Raw genomic sequence first — 25996 nt, forward strand, 5'->3', positions numbered from 1 at the left:
AACGGCTCCTGTAAACGCAGAATCAGCATCTGAAATCCGTCAGATGAGCTACGGTTTCGGCGTTTGTGTGGGTTAACATCGCCACCAGAAGCTGGTGGGTAAGGGCTATATCATTTGCGTCGGCAATGGAGGCGGCGCAGTGGCCGTGGCGCGTTGGCGGTCCAATGACCACGGTCGGAATTCCGGTGCCGCTAAGATGCACCGCGCCGCCATCGGTGCCGCCGTTGCTGAACATATCGATCTGAAGCGGAATATCGTTGCTGGCTGCGAGATCTTCCACCCAGGCGGTCAGTTTTGGCGGAGCCATCATCGACTTGTCGTGGATCACCAGCATCGGCCCCGCGCCGGTCTGGCGGTGGTTATCGTGGCCGTAATCGAAGTTTTTTGCCCAGCAGGCGGTGTCGAGGACAATCGCCAGATCGGGGTTAACTTTGCGCGTGGCGGTGTGTCCGCCGCGCAGTCCCACTTCCTCGCTGGAGCTGGCGACCAGCCAGATCTCCGCGTCGAGCGGCGTCTGGTGCAGTTCGCGCAGCAGTGAGATCAGCAGATAGCAGCCGAGCCGGTCGTCAAAGGCTTTGCCCATTACCTGGTTACGCGGCAGCTCAGCAAACGCAGTGGCAAAAGTCACACGATCGCCGGGCGCAATGCCGGCCTCCTCTACCTCTTTCGCGCTGCGTGCGCCAATATCGACGCGCAGTTTGCCCACCTCGTTACCCTGGCGTTCACCCTCCAGCAGGCCGCTGATTTTGTCGCCTTTGCGGGTGGTAATCCGCACCGTTTGCAGCTCGCGCGCCGCCATCCGGACGTTGCCGATGGGCAGGACGTCAATCCCGCCCGTACTGGTAATACTGCGCACGATAAAGCCCACTTCATCCATATGCGCGCAGACCATGATTTTCGGGCCGCGGCTTTCATTAAGCCGAATAAGCACCGAACCCAGGCCGTCAAACAGCACGGGCTTGCCGAAGTTATCGGCTTCATTGAGGATAATCTGCCGGACTTCCTGCTCGGCGGCGGCAATGGCATCCGCCTCGCATAATGCCTTGAGTAATGCTACATCCATGATCCTTCTCCTGTCGCCAGCAGCGTTTTGGGCAGGGTATAAAGCACTTCCGCCCCGTCAGCCGTGACCAGTACAACATCTTCAATACGCACGCCGCCCTGGCCCTCAAGATAAATTCCCGGTTCCACCGTCAGCAGCATGCCGGGCTGTAAAATCGTCGTGTCGGTGGGGGAGAAGCGCGGGTTTTCGTGGACGTCAATGCCGATGGCATGACCGGTGTTATGGCCGAAATTCGCGCCATAGCCCGCCTCAGCAATGACATTGCGGGCGGCGGCATCAACGTCACAACAACGAACGCCGGGACGGATGGCCGCGATGGCCGCCAGTTGCGCGGTGAGCACGGTGTCATAGACACTCCACAGCGGCATTTTTTCCGGGGCAGGATCGCGCCCTGTCACCAGAAACGTTCGCGTCATGTCAGAACAATACCCCTGGTATTGGGCACCAAAATCCAGCGTCACCAGCTCACCCGCCACGATAACCTTCTCAGAGGCTTTACCGTGCGGCAGCGCGCCGCGCGGGCCGCTGGCAACGATGGTATCAAAGGAGGGTTTTTCCGCTCCCTGTTGTTTCATAAACCATTCCAGTTCCGCGGCTACTTCACGCTCGCGCATTCCCGGCTGGATAAAGCGGCGGATATGCGCCGCGCTGATATCCGCAATGCGGCAGGCTTCGCGGATAATGGCGATCTCCTGCGGCGTTTTGATTTGCCGCAGCGCATCCAGCGACACGGCCACCAGCGTGGCGTTGAGCTGCGTCTGCCAGTCGCTGCCGGTTTGCCAGCTCACCTGTTCCCCCTCAAAGCCAATTCGCCGCAGGCTTTCGCTGGCGGCGATCGCGTTGACAATCGCCGCCATCGGCTTCTGGCTTTCCAGCAGGTAAAGCTGGTAGCCGCTGGTCTGCTCTGCCACCTGGGCATAGTAGCGAAAATCCACCAGAATATGCGCCGTCTGCCGGGTGACCAGCACATAGCCTGAGCCGGTGGCAAAACCAAAATGCGGCTGCTTGTTTTGCCGTGATGAAATCAGTACCGCATCCAGTTGCTGTTGATCGAGCCAGTCGCGAAGCGTAGCCAGCAGCGTCATGATGTATCTCCTTATCTTACAGCGAGTCGATCAGCAGCTTGCCTTTGCGGTACTGCATGTTGCGCAGGAATAGCACCATCAGCGCGGTGATCACTGCCCCCAGCACAATGCCAAACATATAGACGCCAAGATTGCTCACCAGCGGCCAGGCCCAGATTGCGGATTCCGGGAACCACTGCACGGCACCGAGCCATACCGCGGTAGTGGAGCCGACGATGGCACCCACCATATAGGACGGGATCGCGGTGATCGGGCTTTCCAGCGCGAAAGGTATCGCCCCTTCACTGATCCCCATAAACGCGAGGAACATCGCGGTTTTACCCTGCGGATAAAGCTGGGCGTTGAACAGGCGTTTGCCGGTCAGACGACGGTCGAGAATGGTGGCCAGACCCAGACCAATCGGCGGGATCACAATGGCGATTGAGCGTGCGGTAACCGGCAGTACATGGTCCGTGGTAAAGCTAAAGGCAACAAACCCGGCCGCCTTGTTAATCGGGCCGCCAAGGTCGATGGCCGTCGCCGCAGAAATACCGGCAGCATACATCAGCACGCCTCGCTCACCTGCCGCGGTCAATAGCGTGCGGATGCCGCCGTTGATCCAGCCGCCAAACGGGGTGATAACGTAATACATCGCCAGCATGACAAAAATAGCGGAGAGGATCGGCAGCAGAAAGGTCGTTTTAAAGGCCAGCAGGAAGTCCGGCATCTGGATTTTCTGGTTCATCCACTTCACCAGATAGCCTGCCACGATGGAAATAATCAGCGCGCCGATGAAGGTCGACGGCACGGGCGCAGTAGTTACCCACTGTAGCGATGAGGGATCGAAATTCAGCACCTGCGTCGGCTGGGTGGACATCAGGCCGCCGATAAATCCGGCCGGGAAAGCCAGTTTGCCACCGATGGAGTTAGCGACAAACGCCGCAAACATCGGGATGGCGAAACCAAACAGCACGCCGCCAAACGACTGCGACAGCCAGGCAAACTTTAATAATGAGAGATCAAAGCCAGTAAATTTACCGGAATTGAGCGCATCCATAATGCCGGTATCGGCGGGAATATGTAGCCAGCTGTAAGCAATAAGCTGCGAAAAAGCGAGGATCACCCCACCCATAATCAGGGTGGGGACCATCCGCGAAATACCGGACATCACGTGTTGTGGCAACTCGCCCCAGAAGCTATTGCGGGTGGCCGGGGAATTTTTTACCACGGCAGCCCCGGATGTGCCGGGGACGACCGTGGCGCTGCGTTTTTTAATGGCCATAAGAGGTATCCCTGAAAACAGTTATTGTTGTTCGGCGGCAATCAACTCTTCGATTTCTTTGATGATGCCCGCTGCATTTTTGATCGCGTCCTGAAGGGTAATTTCATAAACATCACGGGTCTCAAAACGTTCGTTGTCTTCGGGAGTTACCGCCACGGAATGGATGATGATATCGGCCCCGGCGATATCCTGTGCAGTAAGGCGATTCTGAATACCGTCCGCGCCCTGGGTTTCAATTTTGATTTCGTCGTAACCCGCTTCCTGTGCGGCTTCTTCAAGCGCCTGGGCGGCCATAAAGGTATGAGCAAGGCCCATTGGACAAGCGCAAAGTGCAATAAATTTCTTAGCCATGATGAACTCCTTTTAGTAAAGACTGAGCGGATTATGGTCAGGAAAAAGGAGGGGAGTTAGCAGATAAATGATGCATTCACTGGACAATTGATGCACTGAATCCGAAATGTGACGCGCATCCGCTTATAAGTAAACGGAATGTCAAAACCCGCCGCGCAGCGCGTCAGCGGGATGAGAATTAATAGCCAACCGCGTCGAGAACGAACGATTTGCTACAGTTGCCGGGATGCGGCTGGGGCAGAAACGAGGTGGCAGCGAGCGGGGCATTAATGGCGGACGATTTAATTGAGATTTGCATTTCCGTCAGGTAAGCCGGATTACCGTTACAGGTGAGCTTAAAGGCGTTGACGTTACCGGCCCCAAACGTCCGGGCAATGGCGGCGTTAAATGCCGCACGGTCGACCATTTTGCCATAGTTTTCGGCGATAAATTGCCCCAGCGCGCTTTGCCTGACGTCCTGATTAAGGCGCACCATCGTGCCGACCCAGGCATCAGGATCGAAGCCGAAGCAGACGCCGTGTTTAGCATATTCATAGCGCTCAAGGCAGGACGTGCCCCCGGCCCCCGGCATCACGCCATTCAGTTTGTCTGCCATTTCCAGCGAGATGCCGGTTTCCGCTGCCTGACACTTACGATTGGCTCGCGCTTCCGGCATGTCAGGAACGGGCCGTGAGGCGCAGCCAAAGCGCATCCAGCGGCGGTCATCCACGCCGCGAGCGGCAATCGATTTGGGCAAACCGGGCCACAGGCCGTGGACGGTAAGAAACGTGGCTTTGTCGTCATTTTCTTTTTGCAAACGGCACTCGTCAGGCTCGTTACGCTGCCTGTCGTGCTGACTCTGGCAAAAGCCGGTTTGCCAGGAAAGCGCCAGTACGTAGCGGTCAAAATCGGCATAGCGGGTAGCGACAAGCGGTGTCGCACTAACGCTTACCGCGCACAGCAACGTGAGACAGGCGATAGGCTTCCTGAACATTTGTGATCCTGATGGTCTGACTGCATTAATTACTGAAGATTATTAAAGCATAAAATGAGGCGACGAGAGGCGAGGAAAGGCAAAAAGCCCGGCGAGAACCCTCGCCGGGCAAAAGATTACTGCCCCGGAAGGCCGGGAACGAGAATTTCTGTCGCAACGATAACCACAATCAGACCAACGATGACCGGTACCGAGGTGCGTTTTACGACTTCGAAAGGCGAAATTTTCGCCATCCCGGCTACCGCTACTACCACGCCGGACACTGGAGAGATGGTGCGGCCGAGATTGGAGGCCTGCAACATTGGAATCGAGAGATAGGCCGGGTTGATGCCCGACTGATGCGCCAGTTTCGGGATCATCTCCACAAAGGCGTAGAACGGCGCATTGCCTGAGCCAGTGGTCATCGCCGCCAGCATGGTCAACACCACCAGGACCAGCATCAGGATAATACTGGCCGAACCAAACGACGTGGCAATTGAAATCAGGCTTTGAATAAAGCCGATGGTGCTCAGCCCCTGCGCAAACACGCCCGCCGCGACCAGCAGCATCACCACGCCGGCAAAGGCGTCCGCCATCCCGCGCCAGGCGACATCCACCCCGGAGAACACGTTCTGAATATTAAAGCCGCGCAGGAATTCCAGCACCGCCGCCAGCAGCATACAGACAACCAGAATGGCGATGATGTGCAGTTCCGGCCCCCATTTACCGTCGAAAATCAGCACGCCGATAATCGGTGTAAACGGCAGAATGGCGTAAAACGACGGGGCGGTAGTAGTGATTTCACTAACGTCGAGCATCTCGTGGACGATTTTCTCTTTCTTGTCCAGATAGCGCTGCCAGAAGAAATGGGCAATCGCCATGCTGATAATCGCGGCGATGGAGATGGGAAGCGTGGTTTTAAAGGCAAAATCAATGAGCGGCATTTCAGCGGCCTTTGCCGCCAGTACCACGTCACCCGAGGTGGGGGAGAGGATAATCGCGGCAGGCGACGCGCAAATGGCTGCGGCGGCACCGCGGCTGATCCCGACGTTGACCATCACCGGGAACAGCGTCGCCATCAGCAGCACGCCCAGGCCGGTGGCGGACGAGACGGCGAGCGACATCAGGCAGGCGACAAAGTAGGCGGCAATCATCAAAATATACGGAGAGTTGATGTAACGCAGTGGTTTAGAGGCCAGCTTGACGACCATATCGTTGGCCCCGATATGGGTCATGTAGGCGGCGAAGCCACAAAGCATCATGATCATCATGCCGAGGTCGCCACCGCGGCTCATCAGCAGGATTTTGATATATTCGACGATGTCGGTGGCTGAATAACCCGTGCTGGGGTTAGCCGCAGGTAATATTTGATGCCCCAGAATCGCGCTGAGGATCAGCAGCAGCAGACCGCCGACGAACAGGACGCCGGTCGCGGAATAACCTTTGATGATGTATCGGGCAACGCCGACGATAACCACCACTCCGATAAGGAGTTCAATAAACGTTAACATTATTATCACCTGTGACGTGGTAACCCAGAGAAAATCCTGCCTGAACAGTAATATGTAAATAATCTGCGGGAAATGTGCCGAAAAAATGGACGATATGTGCTGATAAAAATCAATAAACCCGTGATTAAAAAACGCGGTGAGTATATTTCATTCGCCCGGTAAAGGGGAGGTCAAAGATTCATATGGTGAATATATTTAAGATACAAACATGATATAAAAATGATAAATAAAAGTTAATATTTAATGAAATTACGCCTGAATCAAATACAAACGTAAATATCCTAAAAAATGCTTTAAATTAAAAATGTCCGCTGCGTATACTCGCTGCACGATTCATTGATTTGCGAAATGATATGCACGCCCACTGGAGCCACCGTCTGCGCTTTCTGAAAAAGCATCTGCTGATGCTTTTGCTGGCGTCTGGCTGGCTGCTGATCCAGAGCCAGATGGCGCTTGCGTCTCATGATTGCGCTATCGCGCCGCAGGGTGAAACCGTCATGATGCAGCATCTGGATCACCAGATGACGCATCCGCAGGTGGCCAGCGCGCCGCTGTGCGATAAGCATTGCGTGCCGGACACGGTGCAAAAAATCGACCATCCCCCGCTGGTAGCGCTGCCAGTCGCCATCACGCTCGACGTTGTGCCGCTGCCGTGTCTGGCCGCGCCGCGCAGCGAATGGTCGCTAACCCCGCCCGCGGTGGGCCCGCCCGCCACCATCCGCTTCTGCCGTTTCAGAGAATAGCCTTCCCGATAATTCGCCGTTTTTTTATCTAAAATTCACGATTATCAGGAGTTGCTATGTCTGTTTTTTTCCGCGCGCTGGCTGGCGTGCTGCTCAGTGTTTCCCTGTTTGCCGCTCAGGCACACGATCATCAATCTGCTGTCGCTGCGACAGGCCCGGTGTATCACGCCCAGGGCATCCTCAAAAAAATCACGCCGCAAACGGTAACCATCGCCCATCAGGCGATTGCCGATCTGAACTGGCCGCCGATGACCATGCAGTTTGCGCTTCCGCCCGGTGCTGAGCGCGCGTCGCTGATGCCCGGTGAAAACGTCGATTTCACCTTTGTTCAGGGGGAGAGCGGTTATCAGATCGTCTCCCTGACCGCGCTGCGCTGATCCGGAGGCCGTATGAAAAACCCTGCGCTGAGCCTGTGGCTCGGCGGGGTCTTGCTCGGTCTGATTCATGTCTCTGCTCAGGCAGAGTCATGGACCCTCGCGCAAACCCTGACCGCTGCCCAGCGCTATTCTGCCGGACTTTCCGCCAGTCGTAATGAGGCCCGCGCGCTTGAGTCGATGGCGAATTCCGCCCGCGAACTGCCGGATCCAAAACTTAAATTTGGTATTGAAAACCTGCCCGTGCAGGGCAGCAACGATCGCCGCTTCACCCGTGAGGGAATGACCATGCAGCGGGTAGGTGTGATGCAGCGCTATGTCAGCAGCGAGAAGCGCGAGCGCAAGGCGCTGACCCTGGAAGCGCAGGCGCAAAGCGTCACGGCGCAATCCACGGCGCTTCAGGCAGCCCTCCAGCGCGATGCCGCCCAGGCATGGCTGGATCTGGCGCTGTCGGAAAAGGCGCTGACGACGGCGCGGCGTATCGTGGCGGAAACGACACGTCAGCAGGCGGCGCAAACGGTGAGCGTTAGCACCGGGAGCGCGATGCCCGACAGCGTGCCCGAACTGCAAATGACGCTCAGCGCCATGCGCGATGAGGTCACGCTGGCAGAACGTGACGTGCAGCTTGCCCGCGCGCAGCTGGTGCAGCTTACTGGCGAATCGGTGACGGCGATTGCCGGAGCGCTGCCGCCGTATCAGCGTTTGCCTGCCGATGAGAAAACGCTCCAGCAGGGCGTTGCCCTGCATCCGGAGGTGATCGCTGCCGCACGGGAAGCCGATACCGCCAAATCGCGCTCGGCGCAGTCGGCCATTGCGGCTATTCCGGATGTCGAGGTTGAGGTCTATTACGCCCACCGGGCGGAAGGCTACGACGATATGGCCGGGGTGATGTTTACCGTCGACCTGCCGCTGTTCCAGTCACGCCGTCAGGATAAAGACTATGCTGCCGACGTATCACTGTCGATGCAGGCGAACGATCGCCTGGCGCAGACCGCACGCGAGCATACCGCCGAGCTCAGTTCGCTGATCGCCCGGTATCAGGCGGCGCAAACCCTCTGGTCGCGCCAGCGTAACGACATTCTTCCCTTACAGCAGCGTCGGCTGGAGTTATTAACCGCTCAGTATCGCGCCGGGCAGTCATCGCTTTCTGCGCTATTAACCGCACGGCGCGATCTGCTGACCAGCGAACTGGCCGCCAATAAGGCCGAAAAAGAGGTTGCCCGCAACTGGGCGGCGATCCGCTGGCTGATCCCCGAGGAGATAACCCAATGAAAAAAGGACTACTGGCCGCGTTAATTCTGGCTGTTATAGCGGCAGGCATCGGCTACTACGCCGGGCGTCAGGCTTCCCAACCGGCTGCGCAAACACCAGCGCAGGCCGGGCGTAAAGTGCTCTACTGGTACGATCCCATGGTGCCCGACCGCCGCTTTGATAAACCCGGTAAATCGCCGTTTATGGATATGCCGCTGGTGGCCCGTTATGCCGACGACTCTCCAGCACAAGGCGGGGTGACCATCAGTGCGGAACAGCAGCAGAATCTGGGGATGAAAGTGGCAACGGTGGAAAAACGGCTGCTGGCGGCAGATTTTTCCGCGTTTGCCACTGTGAGCACCGACGAGCGCAGCCTGCGGATTATCCCTTCTCCGGCTTCCGGCGTGGTGGAAAAACTGTTTGTCCGGGCTCCGCAGCAGTGGGTGAAAGCCGGAGAGCCGCTGGCACAGTTGTGGATCCCCGACTGGACGGTGGCGCAGCAGGAGTATCTGGCTGTGCGGCAGCTGGGCGACGCCGCGCTGACCCGCGCGGCCCGTGAACGGCTGGGGCTGCAGTTTATGCCTGCCGCCACTATCCGCGAGCTGGAGCGCAGCGGCACGCCGCAAACGCGTATCACCCTGCGTGCTGAAACAGCGGGTTATGTGGCAAAACTGGAGACCCGTGAAGGGGCGCAGGTTGCCGCCACCGCGCCGCTGTTTGAGCTGGCCTCGCTCGATCCGGTATGGCTGATTGTCGATTATCCGCAGACGCAGGCCGCGCGGCTTGCGCCTGGCAGCGAGGTTATCGCGCTGTCCGATAGCTGGCCCGGCGAGCAATTCCACGGGCGGGTGAGCGAGTTGTTGCCGCAGCTTGAAACCACCACCCGGACGCTGCGGGCGCGTATCGTGCTGCAGAATCCGCAGCAAAAACTGAAGCCCGGCATGTTTCTCAGCGTCAAAAGCGCCCGGGCGCAGCAGGGCTCACCGGTGCTGGCGGTGCCGGAAGAGTCGCTGATTGCCACCGGTAATGATGCCCGCGTCCTGCTTACCGACGGGAAAGGGCATTTCAGCCCTGTCGCTGTTACCACGGGCATGACGGCGAATGGCTGGACGGAAATTAAAAGCGGTCTGCAAGAAGGAGCGCAGGTTGTTACCTCCGGCCAGTTCCTGATCGACTCGGAAGCCAGCCTGCGTAGTGCGCTACCGGAGCAGGCCACGGTTAAAACGTATGAAACCACCGGTGTTGTCCAGGCGCTGGATGGCAATACTATTACCCTTGCGCATCAGCCGGTGCCCGAACTGAACTGGGGCGCGATGACGATGGACTTTACGCTTAAGCAGCCCGCTACCGGGATTAGCCCAGGCGACAGGGTGATGTTCAGTTTCACCCTGGATGATGAACAGGGGGCAACAATCGTCCATCTGATGCCTGCCGGGGAGGTGATGAAATGATTGCCTCTGTGATCCGCGCCTCGCTGCGCAACCGCCTGCTGGTGATCCTCGCCGCCATCGGCATGGCCGTCTGGGGGCTGTGGGCAGTGCAGCGTGCGCCGCTGGATGCGCTGCCGGATCTCTCCGACGTGCAGGTGATCGTCCGCGCCAGCTATCCGGGCAAAGCGCCGCAAATTATTGAGGATCAGGTGGCCTGGCCGCTGACTACCTCGATGCTGTCGGTACCGGGGGCGAAAACCGTGCGCGGCTATTCAATGTTTGGCGACGCCTATGTCTATGTCCTGTTTGAAGATGGGGTCGATCTGTACTGGGCACGCTCCAGGGTGCTGGAGTACCTGAGCCAGATCCAGTCCCAGTTACCGGAGGGCGTGACGGTGGCGCTGGGGCCGGATGCCACCGGGGTCGGCTGGGTTTATGAATATGCGCTGGTGGATCGCAGCGGTAAGCATAGTCTGGCGGATTTACGTGCGCTTCAGGACTGGACGCTGCGCTACGAGCTTAAAACCGTGGCTGGCGTTGCTGAAGTGGCAAGCGTCGGTGGGATGGTAAAACAGTATCAGGTTATTCCCGATCCGGCGCGAATGCGGGCGCTGAATATTACCCATCAGCAACTGGTTGATGCGCTGAAGGCCGCCAATCAGGAGAGTGGCGGGGCGGTGCTGGAGATGGGCGAAGCCGAATATATGGTGCGGACTCAGGGTTACCTGCAAAACACCGACGCGTTCCGCCAGGTGGTGATCGCCAGCCGTGAAGGTGTGCCGGTCATGCTGTCGGATGTGGCCGATGTGCGTATCGGCCCGGAAATTCGCCGTGGCGTGGCGGAATTAAACGGCGAGGGCGAAGTGGCGGGCGGCATTATCGTCATGCGTTACGGGCAGAACGCACTGGAAACCATTCGGGCGGTGAAAAGCAGACTCCATGCGCTGCAACAAACTCTGCCGTCCGGGGTGGAGATCGTGCCGGTTTACGATCGCTCAACGTTGATTGAACACGCCGTTGAGACCCTCAGCCATAAACTGCTCGAAGAGTTTATCGTGGTCGCCGCCGTTTGCACGCTGTTCCTGTTTCATTTCCGCTCGGCGCTGGTGGCGATTGTTTCCCTGCCGCTGGGGATCCTCGGCGCGTTTGTGGTCATGCATTATCAGGGGGTCAATGCCAACATCATGTCGCTCGGGGGGATTGCCATAGCTATCGGGGCGATGGTGGATGCCGCCATTGTCATGATCGAAAACATGCACAAAACGCTGGAGCAGTGGCGGCACGACAATCCGGGCCGCCAGCCGGAAAATGCCGACTACTGGCGCATCTCCGAACAGGCGGCAGTGGAGGTAGGGCCAGCGCTGTTTTGTAGTCTGCTGATCATTACCCTCTCTTTTATTCCGGTTTTCTCGCTGGAGGCGCAGGAAGGCAAGATGTTTTCGCCGCTGGCCTTTACTAAAACCTGGTCGATGGCGGTCGCCGCCGGGCTCGGCATCACGCTGGTGCCGGTGCTGATGGGCTATTTTATTCGCGGTAAAATCCCCGATGAAAAAGCCAATCCGCTTAACCGCTGGCTGATCCGCGCCTATGAACCGTTGCTGGATCGTGTTCTCCAGTGGCCGAAAGCCACGCTGGGGCTGGCGTTTGTTCTGTTGATCGTCACTCTCTGGCCGCTTAGTCGGCTGGGCAGCGAATTTATGCCGCCGCTAAATGAAGGGGATTTGCTTTATATGCCTTCAACGCTGCCGGGGATTTCTGTTCGTGAGGCGACCCGGCTGTTGCAGCAGACCGACAGGCTGATTAAAAGCGTGCCGGAGGTGGAAAGCGTGTTCGGTAAAGCCGGGCGCGCGGAATCGGCGACCGATCCTGCGCCCCTCACCATGCTGGAAACCACCATTCGCTTCAGGCCCCGCGACCAGTGGCGTAGCGGCATGACGCCGGACAAACTGGTGGCCGAACTCGATCGCACGGTAGCCATACCCGGTATTGCTAACGTGTGGGTGCCGCCCATCCGCAATCGCCTTGATATGCTGGCGACAGGGATTAAAAGCCCGGTGGGGATTAAGGTGAACGGCAATAATATTGCCGATATTGAGCGCGTCGCCCGGCAAATTGAAGGCGTGGTGAAGGACGTCCCCGGCGTGACCTCGGCGCTGGCAGAACGGCTTTCCGGCGGGCGCTACGTCGATATTTCTATCAACCGCTTACAGGCGGCGCGTTATGGCGTTTCGGTACAGGAGCTGCAATCGCTGGTGGCGACGCTGGTAGGCGGCGATAACATCGGCCAGACCATCGAAGGGCGCGAACGCTACCCCATCAACGTGCGTTATCCGCGTGCGCTGCGCAATAACGTCGACAAGTTACGTAACCTGCCGGTCGTGACCGCCAGCGGTGGGCAGATTGCGCTGGGCGAGCTGGCGGACATTACGATCAGCGAAGGGCCGCCGATGCTGAAAAGTGAAAACGCCCGGCTGTCGAACTGGATTTACGTGGATCTGCGCGGTCGCGATCTGAAATCCGCCGTTGATGAAATGCAGCAGCGGGTGGCGCAGCAGGTCAAACTCCCTCAGGGTGTAACGCTCTCCTGGTCGGGGCAGTTTGAATATCTCGAACGCGCGACGGCAAAGCTGAGCGTCGTTCTCCCGGTAACATTAATGATTATTTTTGTGCTGCTGTGGCTGACCTTTCGGCGTATTTCCGACGTTCTTCTGATAATGGGCACGCTACCATTTTCGCTTATTGGCGGCGTCTGGCTACTGTGGCTGCTGGGATATAATTTGTCGGTTGCTGGCGCAGTCGGATTTATCGCCCTGGCAGGCGTGGCGGCGGAATTTGGCGTCATTATGGTGCTCTATCTTAATCACGCCATGGAGAAATATCGCCGCCTGGAGCCGGAGGGCGATAATGCCACATTATTGCGGGCGATTCATGAAGGGGCGGTATTACGCGTACGTCCTAAAGTAATGACCGTGGCGACGATTATGACCGGATTATTGCCGGTAATGTGGGGCAGCGGCACAGGGTCGGAGGTGATGAGCCGCATTGCCGCGCCGATGATTGGCGGCATGATCACCGCGCCGCTACTCTCTATGCTGGTTATTCCCGCGGTGTATAAGTTGCTGCACCGGGTGAAATAAACAGAATGCGCCCGCAAGGGCGCATTCTGATAATAAATATTTGCCATGAATATTTATTATCGTCAATCCATTTTCATAAAAAATAATTTACATCACAGGTATCTGACGTTAGATTAATATTTTTTATAAGGAGGTAAAAATGGATACGATTGAAGAGCTTAATGGGACTTACTTTTATGGCGGCTTTGTAAATCTGACGCCTGCGGAGCTATTCAAGGCTATCTTATTGGAGAAATTTGCAAGATATACAGAAATAGAATTGTCAGCAGCGTCGCTTATATTGTCCGGGATGCCTTTAATCCCTACCAGGACCAAACCTGGCGGTGCTGTATGGGGAACCAGTTTAGCTTCAGTAATTTCTCGCTCAGCACTTAATAAAATACATTTTCCTGAAGGTGTTCAGGTATATACGCCAATAGGTGTAAATCCCAGCAACATTCATTTTGCTAAAACGAATAAGTTAGGTACAGTGATTGGTCGATATATACCGTATATAGGCTGGGCTGGCGCAGCTGCTACAGTATGGCGTATTGCTTATGAAACCAGACGGCACTATAATCTAATCGCCAGACCTGAACATCGTATTCAATGGGCAGCATTTTAATGAGTATTGACGATAGAGTTAAACAACTCGTAATAAAACACGCATGGGAAATGGCAAATGATTCTTCGTTGAGTAGTGGCGATAATAAACTCTTACCGGAAGATGCTGGAGAACTGTTGAGTGAATATTTCACGGTGTTTAATGTTGATGATTCATCCTTTGATTTCAGACGATACTACCCTAATGCCGGAATTTGGTTTCTTCCCAACTGCATTCTTCCTCGTTATTTAAAAAGTGATAAGAATGCTCCTGAACCGCTAACGATTAACATGCTTGTGGCCTGCGCTAAAGCAGGGCGTTGGATATATTGAGCGGGAATTTTTTACAAGCTCTTTAATGAATTGGTAACGAAAAGCCCTGGCGAACTACAAAATCGGCAAATAAAACACACTAACTTTATACAAACTTGTTAATTTCTCGTTTAAACACTTTATACTATCATAACGCCCGAATTAACAGAGTGGTATACATGTGAAAATATTAAAATGCTTCCTTCTTATTATGTTTTTTATTATGCCTCCGACGTTTGCCTCAACCATTGGTATGATGATAGATGAAGGGGCCACGACGCTTAGCGATAACGTTGCCGAAACCTGGCAGGAGCCGCAGCATTACGATCTGTATATTCCGGCGATCACCTGGCATGCGCGCTTTGCCTACGATAAAGAGAAAACCGACCGCTATAACGAGCGGCCGTGGGGCGCGGGGTTTGGTCAGTCACGCTGGGATGAGAAGGGAAACTGGCACGGCCTCTATTTTATGGCGTTCAAAGACTCTAATAACAAGATTGAGCCGATCGGCGGCTACGGCTGGGAGAAAACCTGGCGGCCGCTGGCAGACGATAATTTTCGCCTGGGCTTAGGGTACACCGTCGGCGCGACGGCGCGGGATAACTGGTACTACATCCCGGTGCCGGTTCTGCTGCCGCTGGCATCGGTGGGCTATGGACCGGCAACCTTCCAGATGACCTATATTCCAGGGACTTATAATAACGGCAACGTCTACTTCGCCTGGCTGCGTTTTCAGTTTTAAGTTCGGCAAAAGCACGCTGTCGCCAGTGTCATCACGTCGGCTGAGTCAAAAGGGCGAATAATGTGATGCACTTAAAAAAGTTAGCGCTTTTTATCACTTTTTCGCACGGTTGGACTGGACAAATCGCACCACAATTGTTGTACTGATACCCGACACAGCATTTGTGTCCTTTTTTCATGTAAAGGTAATTTTGATGTCTAAGATTAAAGGTAACGTTAAGTGGTTTAATGAGTCCAAAGGATTCGGTTTCATTACTCCTGAAGATGGCAGCAAAGATGTGTTCGTACACTTCTCCGCTATCCAGACCAATGGTTTCAAAACTCTGGCTGAAGGTCAGCGTGTAGAGTTCGAAATCACTAACGGTGCCAAAGGCCCTTCTGCTGCAAACGTAACTGCTCTGTAAGTTCAACGACAGCATGAATTCAAAACCCGCTCAACAGCGGGTTTTTTTTCGTCCGTAAAACGCCTAGCGTGCGCCCGCCGCGGAGAATAACCAGAAGGCCATTGCCGTCATGGCGAAAGAGCCCAGCAGGTTAACCGCAACGTTTAACAGCGCCCAGCCAAACCGCCCGTCCTGTAACAGAAAAACCACCTCGGCAGAAAAGGTGGAAAATGTGGTCAGTCCGCCGCAAAAGCCGGTAGTAATAAGCAGTTTCCAGACGGGATCAACATCCGTTAAACGATTAAACCACGCCAGACCCGCGCCAATGATAAATGCGCCGAGCAGGTTTGCGGTTAAGGTTCCCAGCGGAATAGCATGATGCAGCGGATTAAATTTCATCCCCAGCCACCAGCGCAACACGCTGCCGGTTCCCCCGCCAATAAATACCGCTACCATGACTTGTAACACGGCTATTACCTGCTATCTCATAATAAAGACGATAGTGTAACGTCAGCGTTGCGTTGCTGGAACACCCGGAGTGTATATGATTATTGCTGCTGGACAATTTGCCGTCACGCCCTGCTGGGAAACCAATGCGCGACGGTGTGTTAATTTGATGGCTAAGGCCGCTGAGAGAGGGGCCGCACTGCTGGTTTTACCTGAAGCGCTACTGGCGCGGCAGGACGACGATCCTGATTTGTCGGTAAAATCCGCTCAGCCGCTCGACGGTGGATTTCTGACCCTGCTGCGGGAAGAGAGCCGCAACAATACCATGACCACCATTCTGACGCTGCACGTGCCCTCTGCGCCCGGAAGGGCGATCAATACGCTGGTGGCGCTGCGCGGCGGGGAAATTATCGCCCGCTACGCGAAACTGCATCTGTACGATGCCTTCAGCATTCAGGAGTCGCGGCGAGTCGATGCGGGCAAGGTTGTTCCGCCGCCGATCGAGGTCGCCGGGATGCGGGTAGGGCTGATGACCTGTTACGATCTGCGCTTTCCCGAACTGGCTATCGCTCACGCCTTGCAGGGCGCGGAAATCCTGGTACTGCCGGCAGCATGGGTCCGCGGACCGCTGAAAGAGCATCATTGGACAACGTTACTGGCCGCCAGAGCGCTGGATACCACCTGTTATATTGTGGCAGCCGGTGAGTGCGGCAATAAAAACATCGGTCAGAGCCGGATTATTAGTCCTTCAGGAATTACGCTGGCAGGGGCCGATGATACTCCACAACTGATCGTGGCGGACGCTGACGGGATGGCGCTCCAGCAGTTTCGCGCACAATTACCAGTATTAGTTAACCGAAAGTTTGCGCCGCCGCAACTATTGTGATGTTTTTTTAAACAATGCTTGATTCACTTTGTTACAGATTGCTATTGTGTCTGCGCCGCAAATGTCCGTTAATAGACTCTGGTCTTTGTGGCGTATTACGCAGCCTGTTTTTTTGAAGAAGGTATCTATGGGTGAGATAAGCATTACCAAACTGCTGGTGGTTGCAGCACTGATTGTTCTGGTGTTTGGTACGAAGAAACTACGTACGCTGGGCGGAGACCTGGGCACGGCAATCAAGGGCTTCAAGAAAGCCATGAACGATGACGACGCTGCGGCGAAGAAAAGCGCAGAAGAGGATATTCCGGCAGAACGGATCACGCATAAAGAGTAACGGCAACGCGAAGGCTTGCGAAAAAAACCGGCACTATCTGAGGCCGGTTTTTTTATGCTAAATGTAAGCGGCTGTATCTCGCTTATTTAACCTCAATCCCTTTTGCCTGCAAATCGGCGTGGTAAGACGAACGGACAAATGGACCACAGGCGGCATGGGTAAAGCCCATCGCCAGCGCTTCGGCTTTCATTTCATCAAACTCATCCGGGCTCACGTAACGTTGCACCGCCAGGTGATGACGGCTCGGTTGCAGGTACTGACCGAGAGTCAGCATCGTTACGCCATGGCGACGCAGGTCGCGCATCACGTCAATGATTTCGGCATTGGTTTCGCCAAGACCTACCATCAGGCCCGATTTGGTCGGGATTTCCGGGTGCGCTTCTTTAAAACGCTCCAGCAGCTTCAGCGACCAGTTGTAATCTGCGCCGGGGCGAACCTGGCGATAAACGCGCGGCACGTTTTCGAGGTTGTGGTTAAACACATCTGGTGGCGTGGCATTGAGGATTTCCAGCGCCCGATCCATGCGGCCACGGAAGTCCGGGACCAGCGTTTCGATGCGAATGGACGGGCTCTTCTCGCGGATCGCCGTAATACAATCGGCGAAGTGCTGAGCGCCACCGTCACGTAGATCGTCGCGATCGACAGAAGTAATCACCACGTAGCGCAGCGCCATATCGGCAATTGTCTGCGCCAGCTTTTGCGGTTCGCCCGCGTCAGGGGTGACCGGACGGCCATGCGCCACGTCGCAGAACGGGCAGCGACGGGTACAAATGGCACCGAGGATCATAAAGGTCGCGGTACCGTGGTTAAAACATTCTGCCAGGTTAGGGCAGGAGGCTTCTTCACACACGGAGTGCAGGCCGTTTTTGCGCATTGCCGCTTTGATACCCTGGATACGAGAGGAGTCAGCCGGAAGCTTGATTTTCATCCATTCCGGTTTTCTCAACATCTCGGTACGCTCGGTAGCGACGTTTTTAACCGGGATAAGGGCCATTTTATCGGCGTCGCGGTACTTAACGCCGCGTTCCATCACAATGGGTTTACTCATAGCATGCGTGTTCCAGTTGCGGATAACGGGGGAAAACGTTTCTATTCAATGAAATGTCGTATTTATCAACTATTTTTGAATAAACTCCACGCAGTATACCATTGATAGCGAGGGGAAAGCAGCCTGCCAGGACAGCTATTTGTAAAATAGTTGTTGTTTTTGTTCACATGCCCTGGCGAAAGTGAATAACGTTTTTTTACTGATAAAGGTCAGAACGCCTGACGAATTGCGTTTATGACGTTTTGTAAAATGGGATCGCGCAGGCTCAGCTTATTGTAATGCAACGAGAATTCCAGTTTTTCCTCATTCAGCGGCGGATAGTCAATCACACGCAACGGCCAGCAGGAGGCAAAAAGACCGTGGATGCGGGCAGGCATGAGCCCGATAAGATCGCTGTCCGCAATCAGCGCTGCGATGGTAAACAAGTTATAGCTGCTAAAACTGACCTGCCGGTCCGGGAAGAGCTCATAAATGCGTTTACGCAGGTCGCTGTGGCTTTGTCCGTCCACCATTAATAGCGTATGTTCATACTGACGCAGCGTATCGGCATTCATCGGCTGCTCGAGCGCCGGATGCCCCTCGCGACAGACCAGTACCAGTTGGTCGGTATAAAGAACGTGATGGGCCAGCGCACGGGCGGTGATGACGTAACTGTCGATGACTAAATCGGCCTGAAACTGGCTCAATTTGTTGATAGCGTCTGTCACCGGAATATTGCGCAACAGCAGCTGGGGAAATTCTTTTCTGACCGCTTTATGAATGGTCGGCATTACCAGCGCGCCTACGGAAGAAGAGGTGGCAATCGTGATGGTCCGCTGTTTGTCATAGCTGCCGGTTAAATCCAGCGCGCCGAGGATCGACTCCATGCCCTGACTAATATACTCATGGAGATGGCTGGCGTAGGCAGTGGGAGTGACGCCCTGGCCTTTACGAATAAAAAGAGGATCGGGAAATATAGCGCGCAGTTTCTGAATCGACTGGCTAATAGCCGACGGCGTCAGATTCAAAATTTTGGCGGCGTTAACAATTCCTTTATGCACATACACTGCCTCAAAAATAGTCAACAGGTTGAGGTCAATATTGCGGAGCGTGCGGAATATTTGCGGGTTATCATCCTCACGCAATGGTTTTATTCGTTTTTCTGGCAGATCGTTGTAATCCACGCTTAGGCTCCATTTTCATCCACAGTATGAATGATAGTTGATGCAAATCTTGTTGTTATTATCGTCTCAATTATCGCAAGGGTGAATGATCTTTATCTTAAATATTAAAAAGTTACCTGTATCTGAGAGCGGCAGATCCCCCTCGCGTCAAAAAAGCACCGCGCTCTGCTCCTTTCCAACTCATTCATAATTAAAGCAAAATGAAAATATAGAAAGTTCAGGAGGTTGTAAAGAAAAAAGGGGGTAAAGCGGGGGCGGACGCTAACTTAACGCTCCGCCATGCTTAATAAGTTAAGTAGGGATATATTCAAAGCCTGGATTGTTTAGCAGCGCTAAAAAATGCTCTACTAATACAGGGGAAATAGAATCGGGGCTGGCATCGTTTATCCATTCACTGACCTGCGCCATTTCCATTCCCGCATAGCCACAGGGATTAATGCGCAGAAAAGGAGAGAGGTCCATCGCAATATTCAGTGCCAGACCGTGAAATGAGCATCCTTTACGAATGCGCAGCCCCAGCGAGCAAATTTTCTTTTCACCGACGTAAACGCCCGGCGCATCGGCTCGCGGGTGAGCGTCGATGGCAAACTGTGCCAGCGTGTTTACCACGGTTTGTTCGAGCAGCGTGACCAGCTCACGGACGCCCAGTTTACGGCGCTTCAGATTAAGCAGGACATACATGACCTGCTGACCCGGTCCGTGATAGGTCACCTGACCACCCCGGTCGCTCTGAATAACGGGAATATCACCGGGGACCAACACGTGTTCGGCTTTGCCGGCCTGGCCCTGAGTGAAAACCGGCAGATGTTCAACCAGCCAGATCTCGTCCGGCGTATTTTCATCGCGGGTATCGGTAAAATCGTGCATCGCCTGCGAGACGGCTTCATACGGCTGAAGGCCGAGGCGGCGAATAAGGATGGTGTCCTGAAGCAAAACGGGATCTCCGGGGAAACGCAGTATCGGGATGCCGGGGATTATATCATAGCGGGATATGAGTTACCCGGCGGGGACCGGGTAACTGAATGATTTACAGTACCATCCGAACAATATCAATGTTGCCCAGCTCTTCATAGAGCGTCTCAACCTGCTCAATATGGGTCGCGTTAATCGTGATGGAGACCGAGTGGTAGTTGCCTTTGCTACTCGGCTTTATCTGCGGAGAGTAATCACCAGGCGCATGGCGCTGTACCACTTCGACCACCTGATCAACCAGCTCAGGTTTAGCCAGACCCATCACCTTATAGGTAAAAGAGGTAGGGAATTCCAGCAGTTCGTTCAGTTTGGTTTTCATGTCAGCTCCGGCAATACAAAAAAGAATAACTCCCAGGGGAATGGGAGTTATCAGGATAAATAGTATATGGGGATGTCATCCCGTTTTTCAATAGGCTAAATATTAACCAAACCAGTGGTGGAACATTAGCTTGATATAATCAATGATGTTGCCGAAGAAATTCCCTTCCGGGATCTCCTGGAGCACGACCAGCGGACGCTGTTCAATGATTTTACCGTCCAGCTGGAAGTTAATGGTGCCGACGACCTGATTCTTTTGCAGGGGAGCATGCAGCTCCGGGGTAGTCAGCACGTAGCTGGCTTTAAGATCTTTCATCCGACCGCGCGGAATGGTCAGGTAGACGTCTTTATCAACGCCAAGAGAGGCGCGATCGCTGTCGCCGAACCAGGCAGGTTCAGAGGCAAATTCTTTACCTGCTTTCAATGGATTAACCGTTTCGAAGAAGCGGAAGCCCCAGGTCAGCAGTTTTTTACTTTCCGTCTCGCGGCCTTTAAAGGTGCGACCCCCCATTACCGCAGAGATCAGGCGCATCTGGCCTTCCGTCGCCGAGGCCACGAGGTTATAGCCCGCTTTCTCGGTATGGCCGGTTTTGATGCCGTCAACGTTCAGACTGTTATCCCACAGCAGGCCGTTACGGTTGGTTTGACGAATACCGTTAAACGTAAACTCCTTTTCTTTATAGATAGAGTATTCGTTCGGTACGTCGCGGATCAGTGCCTGACCAATCAGCGCCATATCGCGGGCAGAGCTATATTGCCCTTCAGCATCCAGGCCGTGAACGGTCTGGAAGTGGGTGTTTTTTAGCCCCAGCGCCCCGACATAGCTGTTCATCAGGCCAACGAAGGCGTCCTGGCTACCCGCAGCGAAATCGGCCATCGCTACGCAGGCATCGTTACCTGACTGCAGGTTAATGCCACGGATAAGTTGCGAGACCGGCACCTGCATACCTGGTTTCAGGAACATCAGGGAAGAACCTTTAAATACCGGGTTGCCGGTGGCCCACGCGTCGTTATTGATGGTGACCAGATCGCTTTCTTTGAACTTACCGGCTTTCATTGCCTGTCCAATAACGTAGCTGGTCATCATTTTGGTCAGGCTTGCCGGATCGCGTCGTGCGTCAGCATTTTGTTCTGCCAGGACCTTACCTGAGTTGTAATCAATCAGGATGTAGGATTCAGCGTCGATCTGCGGAACGCCCGGGATCATGGTTTTAATGTTCAGATCGTCAGCATGCGCGGCAGTAGCAAGCGTGGCAATGGACAGGACTGAGGTGAGCGCAAGGCGCTGCACGGAACGAACGGAGAAAGTGGTCTTCATGGTCAGAAAAACGACATCCGTGATGGAGTTAAAAAAAGTGCCCTACTATAGCAAAAGCTATACGGACCGGCATCTGACATTGCGCATGACTTTGTTAATGTCGTTTACATAAGCTGACAAAGTCAGATGCCACTCAGTTAATTTGCGCCAGTGATGAACGACTGGAGCTGTGCTTCGTTTTGCAAACGCTGCTGTAACGCGCTGGCGTCAGCTTTTGAACTGAACGGACCCAGTTGAATACGCCATACCGCGCCGTTTTGCGTGACCCGACCCGGCACGGAAAATTGCTGTGCGAGTCGCTGCTGATACTGCTGCGCACGGGTCTGATCGCTGACCGCGCCGACCTGAACGACGTAGTTACCGCTGGCGGCAGGGGCGGCAGCGGGAGCGGTTGCCGCAGGCGCTGCCGGCGTGGCAACATTGCCCGGCGCGCTGACCGGTGCTGCCGGGGTCGCTGGTGCAGCGGCAGGTTGTGCCGCTACTGGCGGTGTTGCTGGCTCACTGCTCTCCAGTACGCCAGAGCTAAGCGTCGTTGGCGCACCGAGGAAACCGCTGCTTTTCACCGGCGCACCAGGTCCACCATCTTCAGACTGTAAGGTATCATTGCTGATTGCCCGAACATCGCTATCAGACGGCTGTATGGCTTGCGGTGCAGAAGAGGCGTTACCCATACCGCCGCTGAGATCGGGGCGATCCGGGAGAGCATAGGTCTGCTTCGCCACGGTGGTACAGGCCATCCCAGGTCCGGAAAGCGTGCCATCTTGTGCAACGATAATCGTATCAATACGCACTTTGGTATTGTTGGAGGTATTCAGACGGTCGGCCGCCGCCCGTGAAAGCGAAATCACGCGATCGTTGCCATAGGGACCACGGTCGTTAATCCGCACCACAATCATCCTGCCGTTCGCGGTATTGGTTATCCGCGCATAGCTGGGGATCGGCAGCGTTGGATGCGCGGCGGTGAGCTGCATCGGATCAAACGTCTCTCCTGAGGCAGTCAGGTTGCTACCCGGTTCGGCATCATAAATCGCCGCCAGTCCTGCCTGGCTAAAGCGTGAAGGATCCTGCACGATTTGGTATTTTTTACCATCGCGTTCATAGTCCTGATTTACCGTCGCGTTCAGAGGTTCGTAGCGTGGATCGGCCCCACTAATCTCTGTTGTCGGACCATTACAGACCGCTGGCTGCGGCGCAGCAACATTTTGCTGCTGCTGATTCCCGGTATCCGTACAGGCTGCCAGTAGTCCTGCTGCTATGCAGATCCCAAGCCATTGCTTACGCATTGCGCACCTCTTACACGCTTTTTGACAACATTTTCCTGTGAGTATGGATCGACATAACGATACCAAACCCGGCCATGAGTACAATCAGGGCAGATCCCCCGTAGCTCACCAGCGGCAACGGAACGCCTACCACCGGTAAGATACCACTCACCATACCAATATTTACAAACACATATACGAATAAAATCAACATCAGGCCACCGGCCATGACCCGGCCAAAGGTGGTTTGTGCGCGTGCAGCGATCCACAACCCGCGCATAATCAGTAATACGTACAGCGCCAGCAGGACCAGGAAGCCTACCAGTCCAAGTTCTTCTGCCAGCACCGCAAAGATAAAGTCAGTGTGGCGTTCGGGTAAAAACTCAAGCTGGGACTGCGTGCCGTGCAGCCATCCTTTACCCCTAAGTCCGCCGGAACCGATGGCAATTTTCGACTGTATAATATGATAGCCTGCGCCCAGCGGATCGGTTTCCGGATCGAGCAGCATCATCACGCGCTGGCGCTGATAATCGTGCATCAGGAAGAACCACAGGATGGGAATAAACGCGGCAATCAGCAGCGCGGCAATGCCAATCAGCTTCCAGCTTAACCCGGACAGGAACAGCACAAACAGACCGGAAAGGGCGATAAGAATGGATGTCCCGAGGTCGGGCTGCGCCGCCACCAGCAACGTGGGCATAAAGATAAGCACCAGGGCGATGGCCGTGTTCTTTAACGAGGGCGGACAGACGTCGCGGTTAATAAAGCGGGCGACCATCAGCGGCACGGCGATTTTGGCGATTTCCGACGGCTGGAAGCGCACCACGCCTAAATCCAGCCAGCGCTGCGCGCCTTTAGAAATCGCCCCAAAGGCATCGACCGCGATCAATAAAATGACGCAGAAAATATAGAGATAGGGGGCCCAGCCTTCGTAAACCCGGGGCGGGATCTGCGCCATGACGACCATCATCACCAGCCCCATCGCGATCTGGCCAATTTTGCGTTCCATCATGCCAATGTCCTGGCCGCTGGCGCTCCAGATCACCAGTGAGCTGTAGACCAGCAGCGCGAGGACGATCAGCATCATCGTGGGATCGATATGGATTTTGTCCCAGAACGACTTTTTATTTGGATTATCGGTCATGATTATTGGTCCTCCGCCGCCGTTGACGCCGGGTTTTCTGCTGGCAGAACGGTGTTGTTATCACCGAGCATAATATGGTCGAGTATCTGGCGCATAATGGTCCCGACGGCCGGACCCGCACCGCCGTTTTCCAGAATGATGGCAACCGCAACGCGTGGATTATCATAGGGCGCGAAGGCGGTCATTAACTTATGGTCGCGCAGGCGTTCGGCAATCTTATGCGCGTTATAGGTTTCATTCGCCTTCAGGCCAAAGACCTGGGCCGTACCGGATTTTGCCGCCACTTTATACGGCGCATTCATAAAGTATTTATGCCCGGTGCCGTTAGGGCGGTTCGCCACACCGTACATGCCATCTTTGGCAATTTCCCAGTAGCCCGAATGAATATCGCCCACCGGCGGCTGTTGCGGCTGCACCCAGGGAACCTGTTTGCCATTCTCCATTGTGCTCATCAGAAAGTGAGGGATCTTCACCACGCCGTCGTTAATCAGGATCATCATCGCCTTATTCATCTGGATCGGCGTCGCGGTCCAGTAGCCCTGACCGATACCGACCGGAATGGTATCGCCCTGATACCAGGGTTTTTTAAAGCGTTTCTGCTTCCATTCGCGGGTTGGCATATTGCCAGAGCGTTCTTCCGCGAGGTCGATGCCGGTATAATGGCCGTAGCCAAATTTGCCCATCCACTCGGAAAGGCGATCGATGCCCATGTCATAGGCGACCTGGTAGAAGAAGGTATCCGCGGACTCTTCCAGCGATTTGGTCACATTAAGATGACCATGGCCCCATTTTTTCCAGTCACGATAGCGTTTTTCCGAGCCGGGCAGCTGCCACCAGCCGGGATCGAACAGGCTGGTATTGCGCGTGATCACGCCTGCGCTCAGCGCGGAAACGGCAACGTAGGGTTTTACCGTCGAGGCCGGAGGGTAGACGCCCTGGGTCGCACGGTTTACCAGCGGCGTGTTGGGATCGTTCAGCAGCGAGGCGTAATCTTTGCTGGAAATACCGTCAACAAACAGATTCGGGTTGTAGCTTGGCATAGACACCAGCGCCAGAATATCGCCGTTGCGGGGATCGGTCACTACCACCGCCGCGCGGCTGCCCGCCAGCAGGGTTTCAATATAGGTTTGTAGCTTGAGGTCAATGGTCAGGTAGATATCGTGCCCGGCCTGCGGCGGCACTTCTTTAAGCTGGCGAATAACGCGGCCGCGGTTGTTAACTTCAACCTCTTCATAGCCGGTCTGGCCGTGCAGGACATCTTCATAATAACGCTCAATGCCAAGTTTGCCGATATCATGCGTCGCGGCGTAGTTTGCCAGTTTGTCTTCTTTATCCAGCCGCTCAACGTCTTTATCGTTAATTTTTGAGACGTAGCCAATGACGTGCGTCAGGGCGGAACCATACGGATAGTAGCGACGTTTATAGCCCTTTACCTCAACGCCGGGAAAACGGTATTGATTCACCGCGAAGCGGGCTACCTGAACTTCTGTCAGGTTGGTTTTCACCGGAATAGAGGTAAAGCGATGCGAGCGGCTACGCTCTTTTTTAAAGTTGGCAATGTCTTCATCGTTCAGATCGACCACCTCACGCAGGGCGTCGAGAGTCTGCTGCACGTTGTCGACCTTCTCCGGCATCATCTCAATCTGATAGATAGTCCGGTTTAGCGCCAGCGGCGTGCCGTTCCTGTCGTAGATAATGCCGCGGCTTGGGGCAATCGGCACCAGCTTAATGCGGTTTTCGTTAGAACGGGTCTGGTAATCGGTAAACCGATTGATTTGCAGATTATAGAGATTGGCAACCAGCACGCCGGAAAGCAGCAAAATCCCCGTAAAGGCGACCAGCGCCCGGCGCACAAACAGCGCGGACTCAGCCGAATAGTCGCGAAAAGAATTCTGTAATTTCATCCGCTGCTTAGTCTACCCTGATCATCA

General features: G+C 54.9%; 26 protein-coding genes. 11 read left to right on the forward strand and 15 right to left on the reverse strand.

Annotated features, from left to right (window positions below):
• Positions 1–22: 22 nt before the first annotated feature.
• The 6 genes from ypdE to dcuC all read right to left on the reverse strand — a co-directional run bounded on the left by ypdE (position 23) and on the right by dcuC (position 6223).
• Entirely contained in the window at positions 23–1063 is a 1041-nt protein-coding gene (gene ypdE, locus P0H77_RS07200; protein ID WP_276164218.1) for an aminopeptidase, read from the reverse strand.
• Positions 1054–2148: an aminopeptidase gene (gene ypdF, locus P0H77_RS07205; RefSeq protein WP_276164219.1), complete on the reverse strand. Its 1095-nt coding sequence runs from the start codon at positions 2146–2148 to the stop codon at positions 1054–1056. The genes ypdE and ypdF overlap by 10 nt, the downstream gene beginning before the upstream one ends.
• Before the next feature lie 16 nt (positions 2149–2164).
• Positions 2165–3409 (reverse strand): PTS fructose transporter subunit IIC, encoded by a 1245-nt coding sequence (locus P0H77_RS07210; RefSeq protein ID WP_276164220.1) that lies wholly within the window; start codon positions 3407–3409, stop codon positions 2165–2167.
• Between the two features lie 21 nt (positions 3410–3430).
• A complete protein-coding gene (locus P0H77_RS07215) occupies positions 3431–3760 on the reverse strand; it encodes a fructose PTS transporter subunit IIB (protein WP_276164221.1) in 330 nt (109 codons plus the stop codon).
• A 178-nt stretch (positions 3761–3938) separates the two neighbouring features.
• Positions 3939–4733: a ribonuclease I gene (rna, locus tag P0H77_RS07220; RefSeq protein WP_276164222.1), complete on the reverse strand. Its 795-nt coding sequence runs from the start codon at positions 4731–4733 to the stop codon at positions 3939–3941.
• Between the two features lie 116 nt (positions 4734–4849).
• Complete coding sequence (dcuC, locus tag P0H77_RS07225; protein WP_276164223.1) at positions 4850–6223, reverse strand: anaerobic C4-dicarboxylate transporter DcuC; 1374 nt, start codon at positions 6221–6223, stop codon at positions 4850–4852.
• 353 nt (positions 6224–6576) lie between these two features.
• On the opposite strand from dcuC, the gene P0H77_RS07230 reads away from it, so the two are divergent.
• The 9 genes from P0H77_RS07230 to cspE all read left to right on the forward strand — a co-directional run bounded on the left by P0H77_RS07230 (position 6577) and on the right by cspE (position 15197).
• A complete protein-coding gene (locus P0H77_RS07230) occupies positions 6577–6966 on the forward strand; it encodes a DUF2946 domain-containing protein (RefSeq protein ID WP_276164224.1) in 390 nt (129 codons plus the stop codon).
• A gap of 56 nt (positions 6967–7022) precedes the next feature.
• On the forward strand, positions 7023–7343 hold the full coding sequence (locus P0H77_RS07235; protein WP_276164225.1) for a copper-binding protein: 321 nt from the start codon (positions 7023–7025) through the stop codon (positions 7341–7343).
• A 12-nt stretch (positions 7344–7355) separates the two neighbouring features.
• Positions 7356–8612, forward strand: coding sequence for a TolC family protein (locus P0H77_RS07240; protein ID WP_276164226.1), 1257 nt, complete (start codon positions 7356–7358; stop codon positions 8610–8612).
• Positions 8609–10042 carry an efflux RND transporter periplasmic adaptor subunit gene (locus P0H77_RS07245; protein ID WP_276164227.1) on the forward strand — a complete coding sequence of 478 codons (1434 nt, stop codon included), beginning with the start codon at positions 8609–8611 and terminating at the stop codon, positions 10040–10042. The genes P0H77_RS07240 and P0H77_RS07245 overlap by 4 nt, the downstream gene beginning before the upstream one ends.
• Positions 10039–13158, forward strand: a complete 3120-nt coding sequence (locus P0H77_RS07250) for an efflux RND transporter permease subunit (RefSeq protein WP_276164228.1) — start codon at positions 10039–10041, stop codon at positions 13156–13158. The genes P0H77_RS07245 and P0H77_RS07250 overlap by 4 nt, the downstream gene beginning before the upstream one ends.
• 139 nt (positions 13159–13297) lie before the next feature.
• Positions 13298–13762, forward strand: coding sequence for an STM2901 family protein (locus P0H77_RS07255; RefSeq protein ID WP_276164229.1), 465 nt, complete (start codon positions 13298–13300; stop codon positions 13760–13762).
• Entirely contained in the window at positions 13762–14073 is a 312-nt protein-coding gene (locus P0H77_RS07260; protein WP_276164230.1) for a DUF1493 family protein, read from the forward strand. The genes P0H77_RS07255 and P0H77_RS07260 overlap by 1 nt, the downstream gene beginning before the upstream one ends.
• A 190-nt stretch (positions 14074–14263) precedes the next feature.
• The gene (gene pagP, locus P0H77_RS07265; RefSeq protein ID WP_276165068.1) at positions 14264–14794 is read left to right on the forward strand and encodes a lipid IV(A) palmitoyltransferase PagP; all 531 of its coding nucleotides are present in this window, start codon (positions 14264–14266) and stop codon (positions 14792–14794) included.
• A gap of 193 nt (positions 14795–14987) precedes the next feature.
• Positions 14988–15197, forward strand: coding sequence for a transcription antiterminator/RNA stability regulator CspE (cspE, locus tag P0H77_RS07270; RefSeq protein WP_000034826.1), 210 nt, complete (start codon positions 14988–14990; stop codon positions 15195–15197).
• 63 nt (positions 15198–15260) lie between these two features.
• On the opposite strand, the gene crcB is transcribed toward cspE, so the two are convergent.
• Positions 15261–15644: a fluoride efflux transporter CrcB gene (gene crcB, locus P0H77_RS07275; protein ID WP_276164237.1), complete on the reverse strand. Its 384-nt coding sequence runs from the start codon at positions 15642–15644 to the stop codon at positions 15261–15263.
• 76 nt (positions 15645–15720) lie between these two features.
• Here crcB and P0H77_RS07280 point away from each other — a divergent pair, with 76 nt between their 5' ends.
• Positions 15721–16509, forward strand: a complete 789-nt coding sequence (locus P0H77_RS07280; protein WP_276164238.1) for a deaminated glutathione amidase — start codon at positions 15721–15723, stop codon at positions 16507–16509.
• 127 nt (positions 16510–16636) lie between these two features.
• Positions 16637–16840, forward strand: a complete 204-nt coding sequence (gene tatE / locus P0H77_RS07285; RefSeq protein WP_176917690.1) for a twin-arginine translocase subunit TatE — start codon at positions 16637–16639, stop codon at positions 16838–16840.
• Positions 16841–16922: 82 nt separating this feature from the next.
• On the opposite strand, the gene lipA is transcribed toward tatE, so the two are convergent.
• The 8 genes from lipA to mrdA form a co-directional block, all read right to left on the reverse strand.
• Complete coding sequence (lipA, locus tag P0H77_RS07290) at positions 16923–17888, reverse strand: lipoyl synthase (RefSeq protein ID WP_276164239.1); 966 nt, start codon at positions 17886–17888, stop codon at positions 16923–16925.
• A 209-nt stretch (positions 17889–18097) separates the two neighbouring features.
• Positions 18098–19051, reverse strand: a complete 954-nt coding sequence (locus P0H77_RS07295) for a YbeF family transcriptional regulator (protein WP_276164240.1) — start codon at positions 19049–19051, stop codon at positions 18098–18100.
• A 291-nt stretch (positions 19052–19342) separates the two neighbouring features.
• On the reverse strand, positions 19343–19984 hold the full coding sequence (gene lipB, locus P0H77_RS07300) for a lipoyl(octanoyl) transferase LipB (RefSeq protein ID WP_276164241.1): 642 nt from the start codon (positions 19982–19984) through the stop codon (positions 19343–19345).
• Between the two features lie 94 nt (positions 19985–20078).
• Positions 20079–20342, reverse strand: coding sequence for a DUF493 family protein YbeD (ybeD, locus tag P0H77_RS07305; RefSeq protein ID WP_276164242.1), 264 nt, complete (start codon positions 20340–20342; stop codon positions 20079–20081).
• Positions 20343–20444: 102 nt separating this feature from the next.
• On the reverse strand, positions 20445–21659 hold the full coding sequence (gene dacA, locus P0H77_RS07310; RefSeq protein ID WP_276164243.1) for a D-alanyl-D-alanine carboxypeptidase DacA: 1215 nt from the start codon (positions 21657–21659) through the stop codon (positions 20445–20447).
• Positions 21660–21796: 137 nt separating this feature from the next.
• A complete protein-coding gene (rlpA, locus tag P0H77_RS07315; RefSeq protein WP_276164244.1) occupies positions 21797–22942 on the reverse strand; it encodes an endolytic peptidoglycan transglycosylase RlpA in 1146 nt (381 codons plus the stop codon).
• Between the two features lie 10 nt (positions 22943–22952).
• A complete protein-coding gene (gene mrdB, locus P0H77_RS07320) occupies positions 22953–24065 on the reverse strand; it encodes a peptidoglycan glycosyltransferase MrdB (protein WP_276164245.1) in 1113 nt (370 codons plus the stop codon).
• Between the two features lie 2 nt (positions 24066–24067).
• On the reverse strand, positions 24068–25969 hold the full coding sequence (gene mrdA, locus P0H77_RS07325) for a peptidoglycan DD-transpeptidase MrdA (protein WP_276164246.1): 1902 nt from the start codon (positions 25967–25969) through the stop codon (positions 24068–24070).
• Between the last annotated feature and the right edge of the window lie 27 nt (positions 25970–25996).

The sequence above is a fragment of the Superficieibacter sp. HKU1 genome (assembly GCF_029319185.1).
In the GTDB taxonomy this organism is placed as follows: Bacteria; Pseudomonadota; Gammaproteobacteria; order Enterobacterales; family Enterobacteriaceae; genus Superficieibacter.

Excerpts from the sequence above, each read along its gene's own strand:
- ypdE (WP_276164218.1), bottom strand. The coding sequence starts at position 1,063 with ATGGATGTAGCATTACTCAAGGCATTATGCGAGGCGGATGCCATTGCC.
- ypdF (WP_276164219.1), bottom strand. The coding sequence starts at position 2,148 with ATGACGCTGCTGGCTACGCTTCGCGACTGGCTCGATCAACAGCAACTG.
- P0H77_RS07210 (WP_276164220.1), bottom strand. The coding sequence starts at position 3,409 with ATGGCCATTAAAAAACGCAGCGCCACGGTCGTCCCCGGCACATCCGGG.
- P0H77_RS07215 (WP_276164221.1), bottom strand. The coding sequence starts at position 3,760 with ATGGCTAAGAAATTTATTGCACTTTGCGCTTGTCCAATGGGCCTTGCT.
- rna (WP_276164222.1), bottom strand. The coding sequence starts at position 4,733 with ATGTTCAGGAAGCCTATCGCCTGTCTCACGTTGCTGTGCGCGGTAAGC.
- dcuC (WP_276164223.1), bottom strand. The coding sequence starts at position 6,223 with ATGTTAACGTTTATTGAACTCCTTATCGGAGTGGTGGTTATCGTCGGC.
- P0H77_RS07230 (WP_276164224.1), top strand. The coding sequence starts at position 6,577 with ATGCACGCCCACTGGAGCCACCGTCTGCGCTTTCTGAAAAAGCATCTG.
- P0H77_RS07235 (WP_276164225.1), top strand. The coding sequence starts at position 7,023 with ATGTCTGTTTTTTTCCGCGCGCTGGCTGGCGTGCTGCTCAGTGTTTCC.
- P0H77_RS07240 (WP_276164226.1), top strand. The coding sequence starts at position 7,356 with ATGAAAAACCCTGCGCTGAGCCTGTGGCTCGGCGGGGTCTTGCTCGGT.
- P0H77_RS07245 (WP_276164227.1), top strand. The coding sequence starts at position 8,609 with ATGAAAAAAGGACTACTGGCCGCGTTAATTCTGGCTGTTATAGCGGCA.
- P0H77_RS07250 (WP_276164228.1), top strand. The coding sequence starts at position 10,039 with ATGATTGCCTCTGTGATCCGCGCCTCGCTGCGCAACCGCCTGCTGGTG.
- P0H77_RS07255 (WP_276164229.1), top strand. The coding sequence starts at position 13,298 with ATGGATACGATTGAAGAGCTTAATGGGACTTACTTTTATGGCGGCTTT.
- P0H77_RS07260 (WP_276164230.1), top strand. The coding sequence starts at position 13,762 with ATGAGTATTGACGATAGAGTTAAACAACTCGTAATAAAACACGCATGG.
- pagP (WP_276165068.1), top strand. The coding sequence starts at position 14,264 with ATGTTTTTTATTATGCCTCCGACGTTTGCCTCAACCATTGGTATGATG.
- cspE (WP_000034826.1), top strand. The coding sequence starts at position 14,988 with ATGTCTAAGATTAAAGGTAACGTTAAGTGGTTTAATGAGTCCAAAGGA.
- P0H77_RS07280 (WP_276164238.1), top strand. The coding sequence starts at position 15,721 with ATGATTATTGCTGCTGGACAATTTGCCGTCACGCCCTGCTGGGAAACC.
- tatE (WP_176917690.1), top strand. The coding sequence starts at position 16,637 with ATGGGTGAGATAAGCATTACCAAACTGCTGGTGGTTGCAGCACTGATT.
- lipA (WP_276164239.1), bottom strand. The coding sequence starts at position 17,888 with ATGAGTAAACCCATTGTGATGGAACGCGGCGTTAAGTACCGCGACGCC.
- ybeD (WP_276164242.1), bottom strand. The coding sequence starts at position 20,342 with ATGAAAACCAAACTGAACGAACTGCTGGAATTCCCTACCTCTTTTACC.
- dacA (WP_276164243.1), bottom strand. The coding sequence starts at position 21,659 with ATGAAGACCACTTTCTCCGTTCGTTCCGTGCAGCGCCTTGCGCTCACC.
- rlpA (WP_276164244.1), bottom strand. The coding sequence starts at position 22,942 with ATGCGTAAGCAATGGCTTGGGATCTGCATAGCAGCAGGACTACTGGCA.
- mrdB (WP_276164245.1), bottom strand. The coding sequence starts at position 24,065 with ATGACCGATAATCCAAATAAAAAGTCGTTCTGGGACAAAATCCATATC.
- mrdA (WP_276164246.1), bottom strand. The coding sequence starts at position 25,969 with ATGAAATTACAGAATTCTTTTCGCGACTATTCGGCTGAGTCCGCGCTG.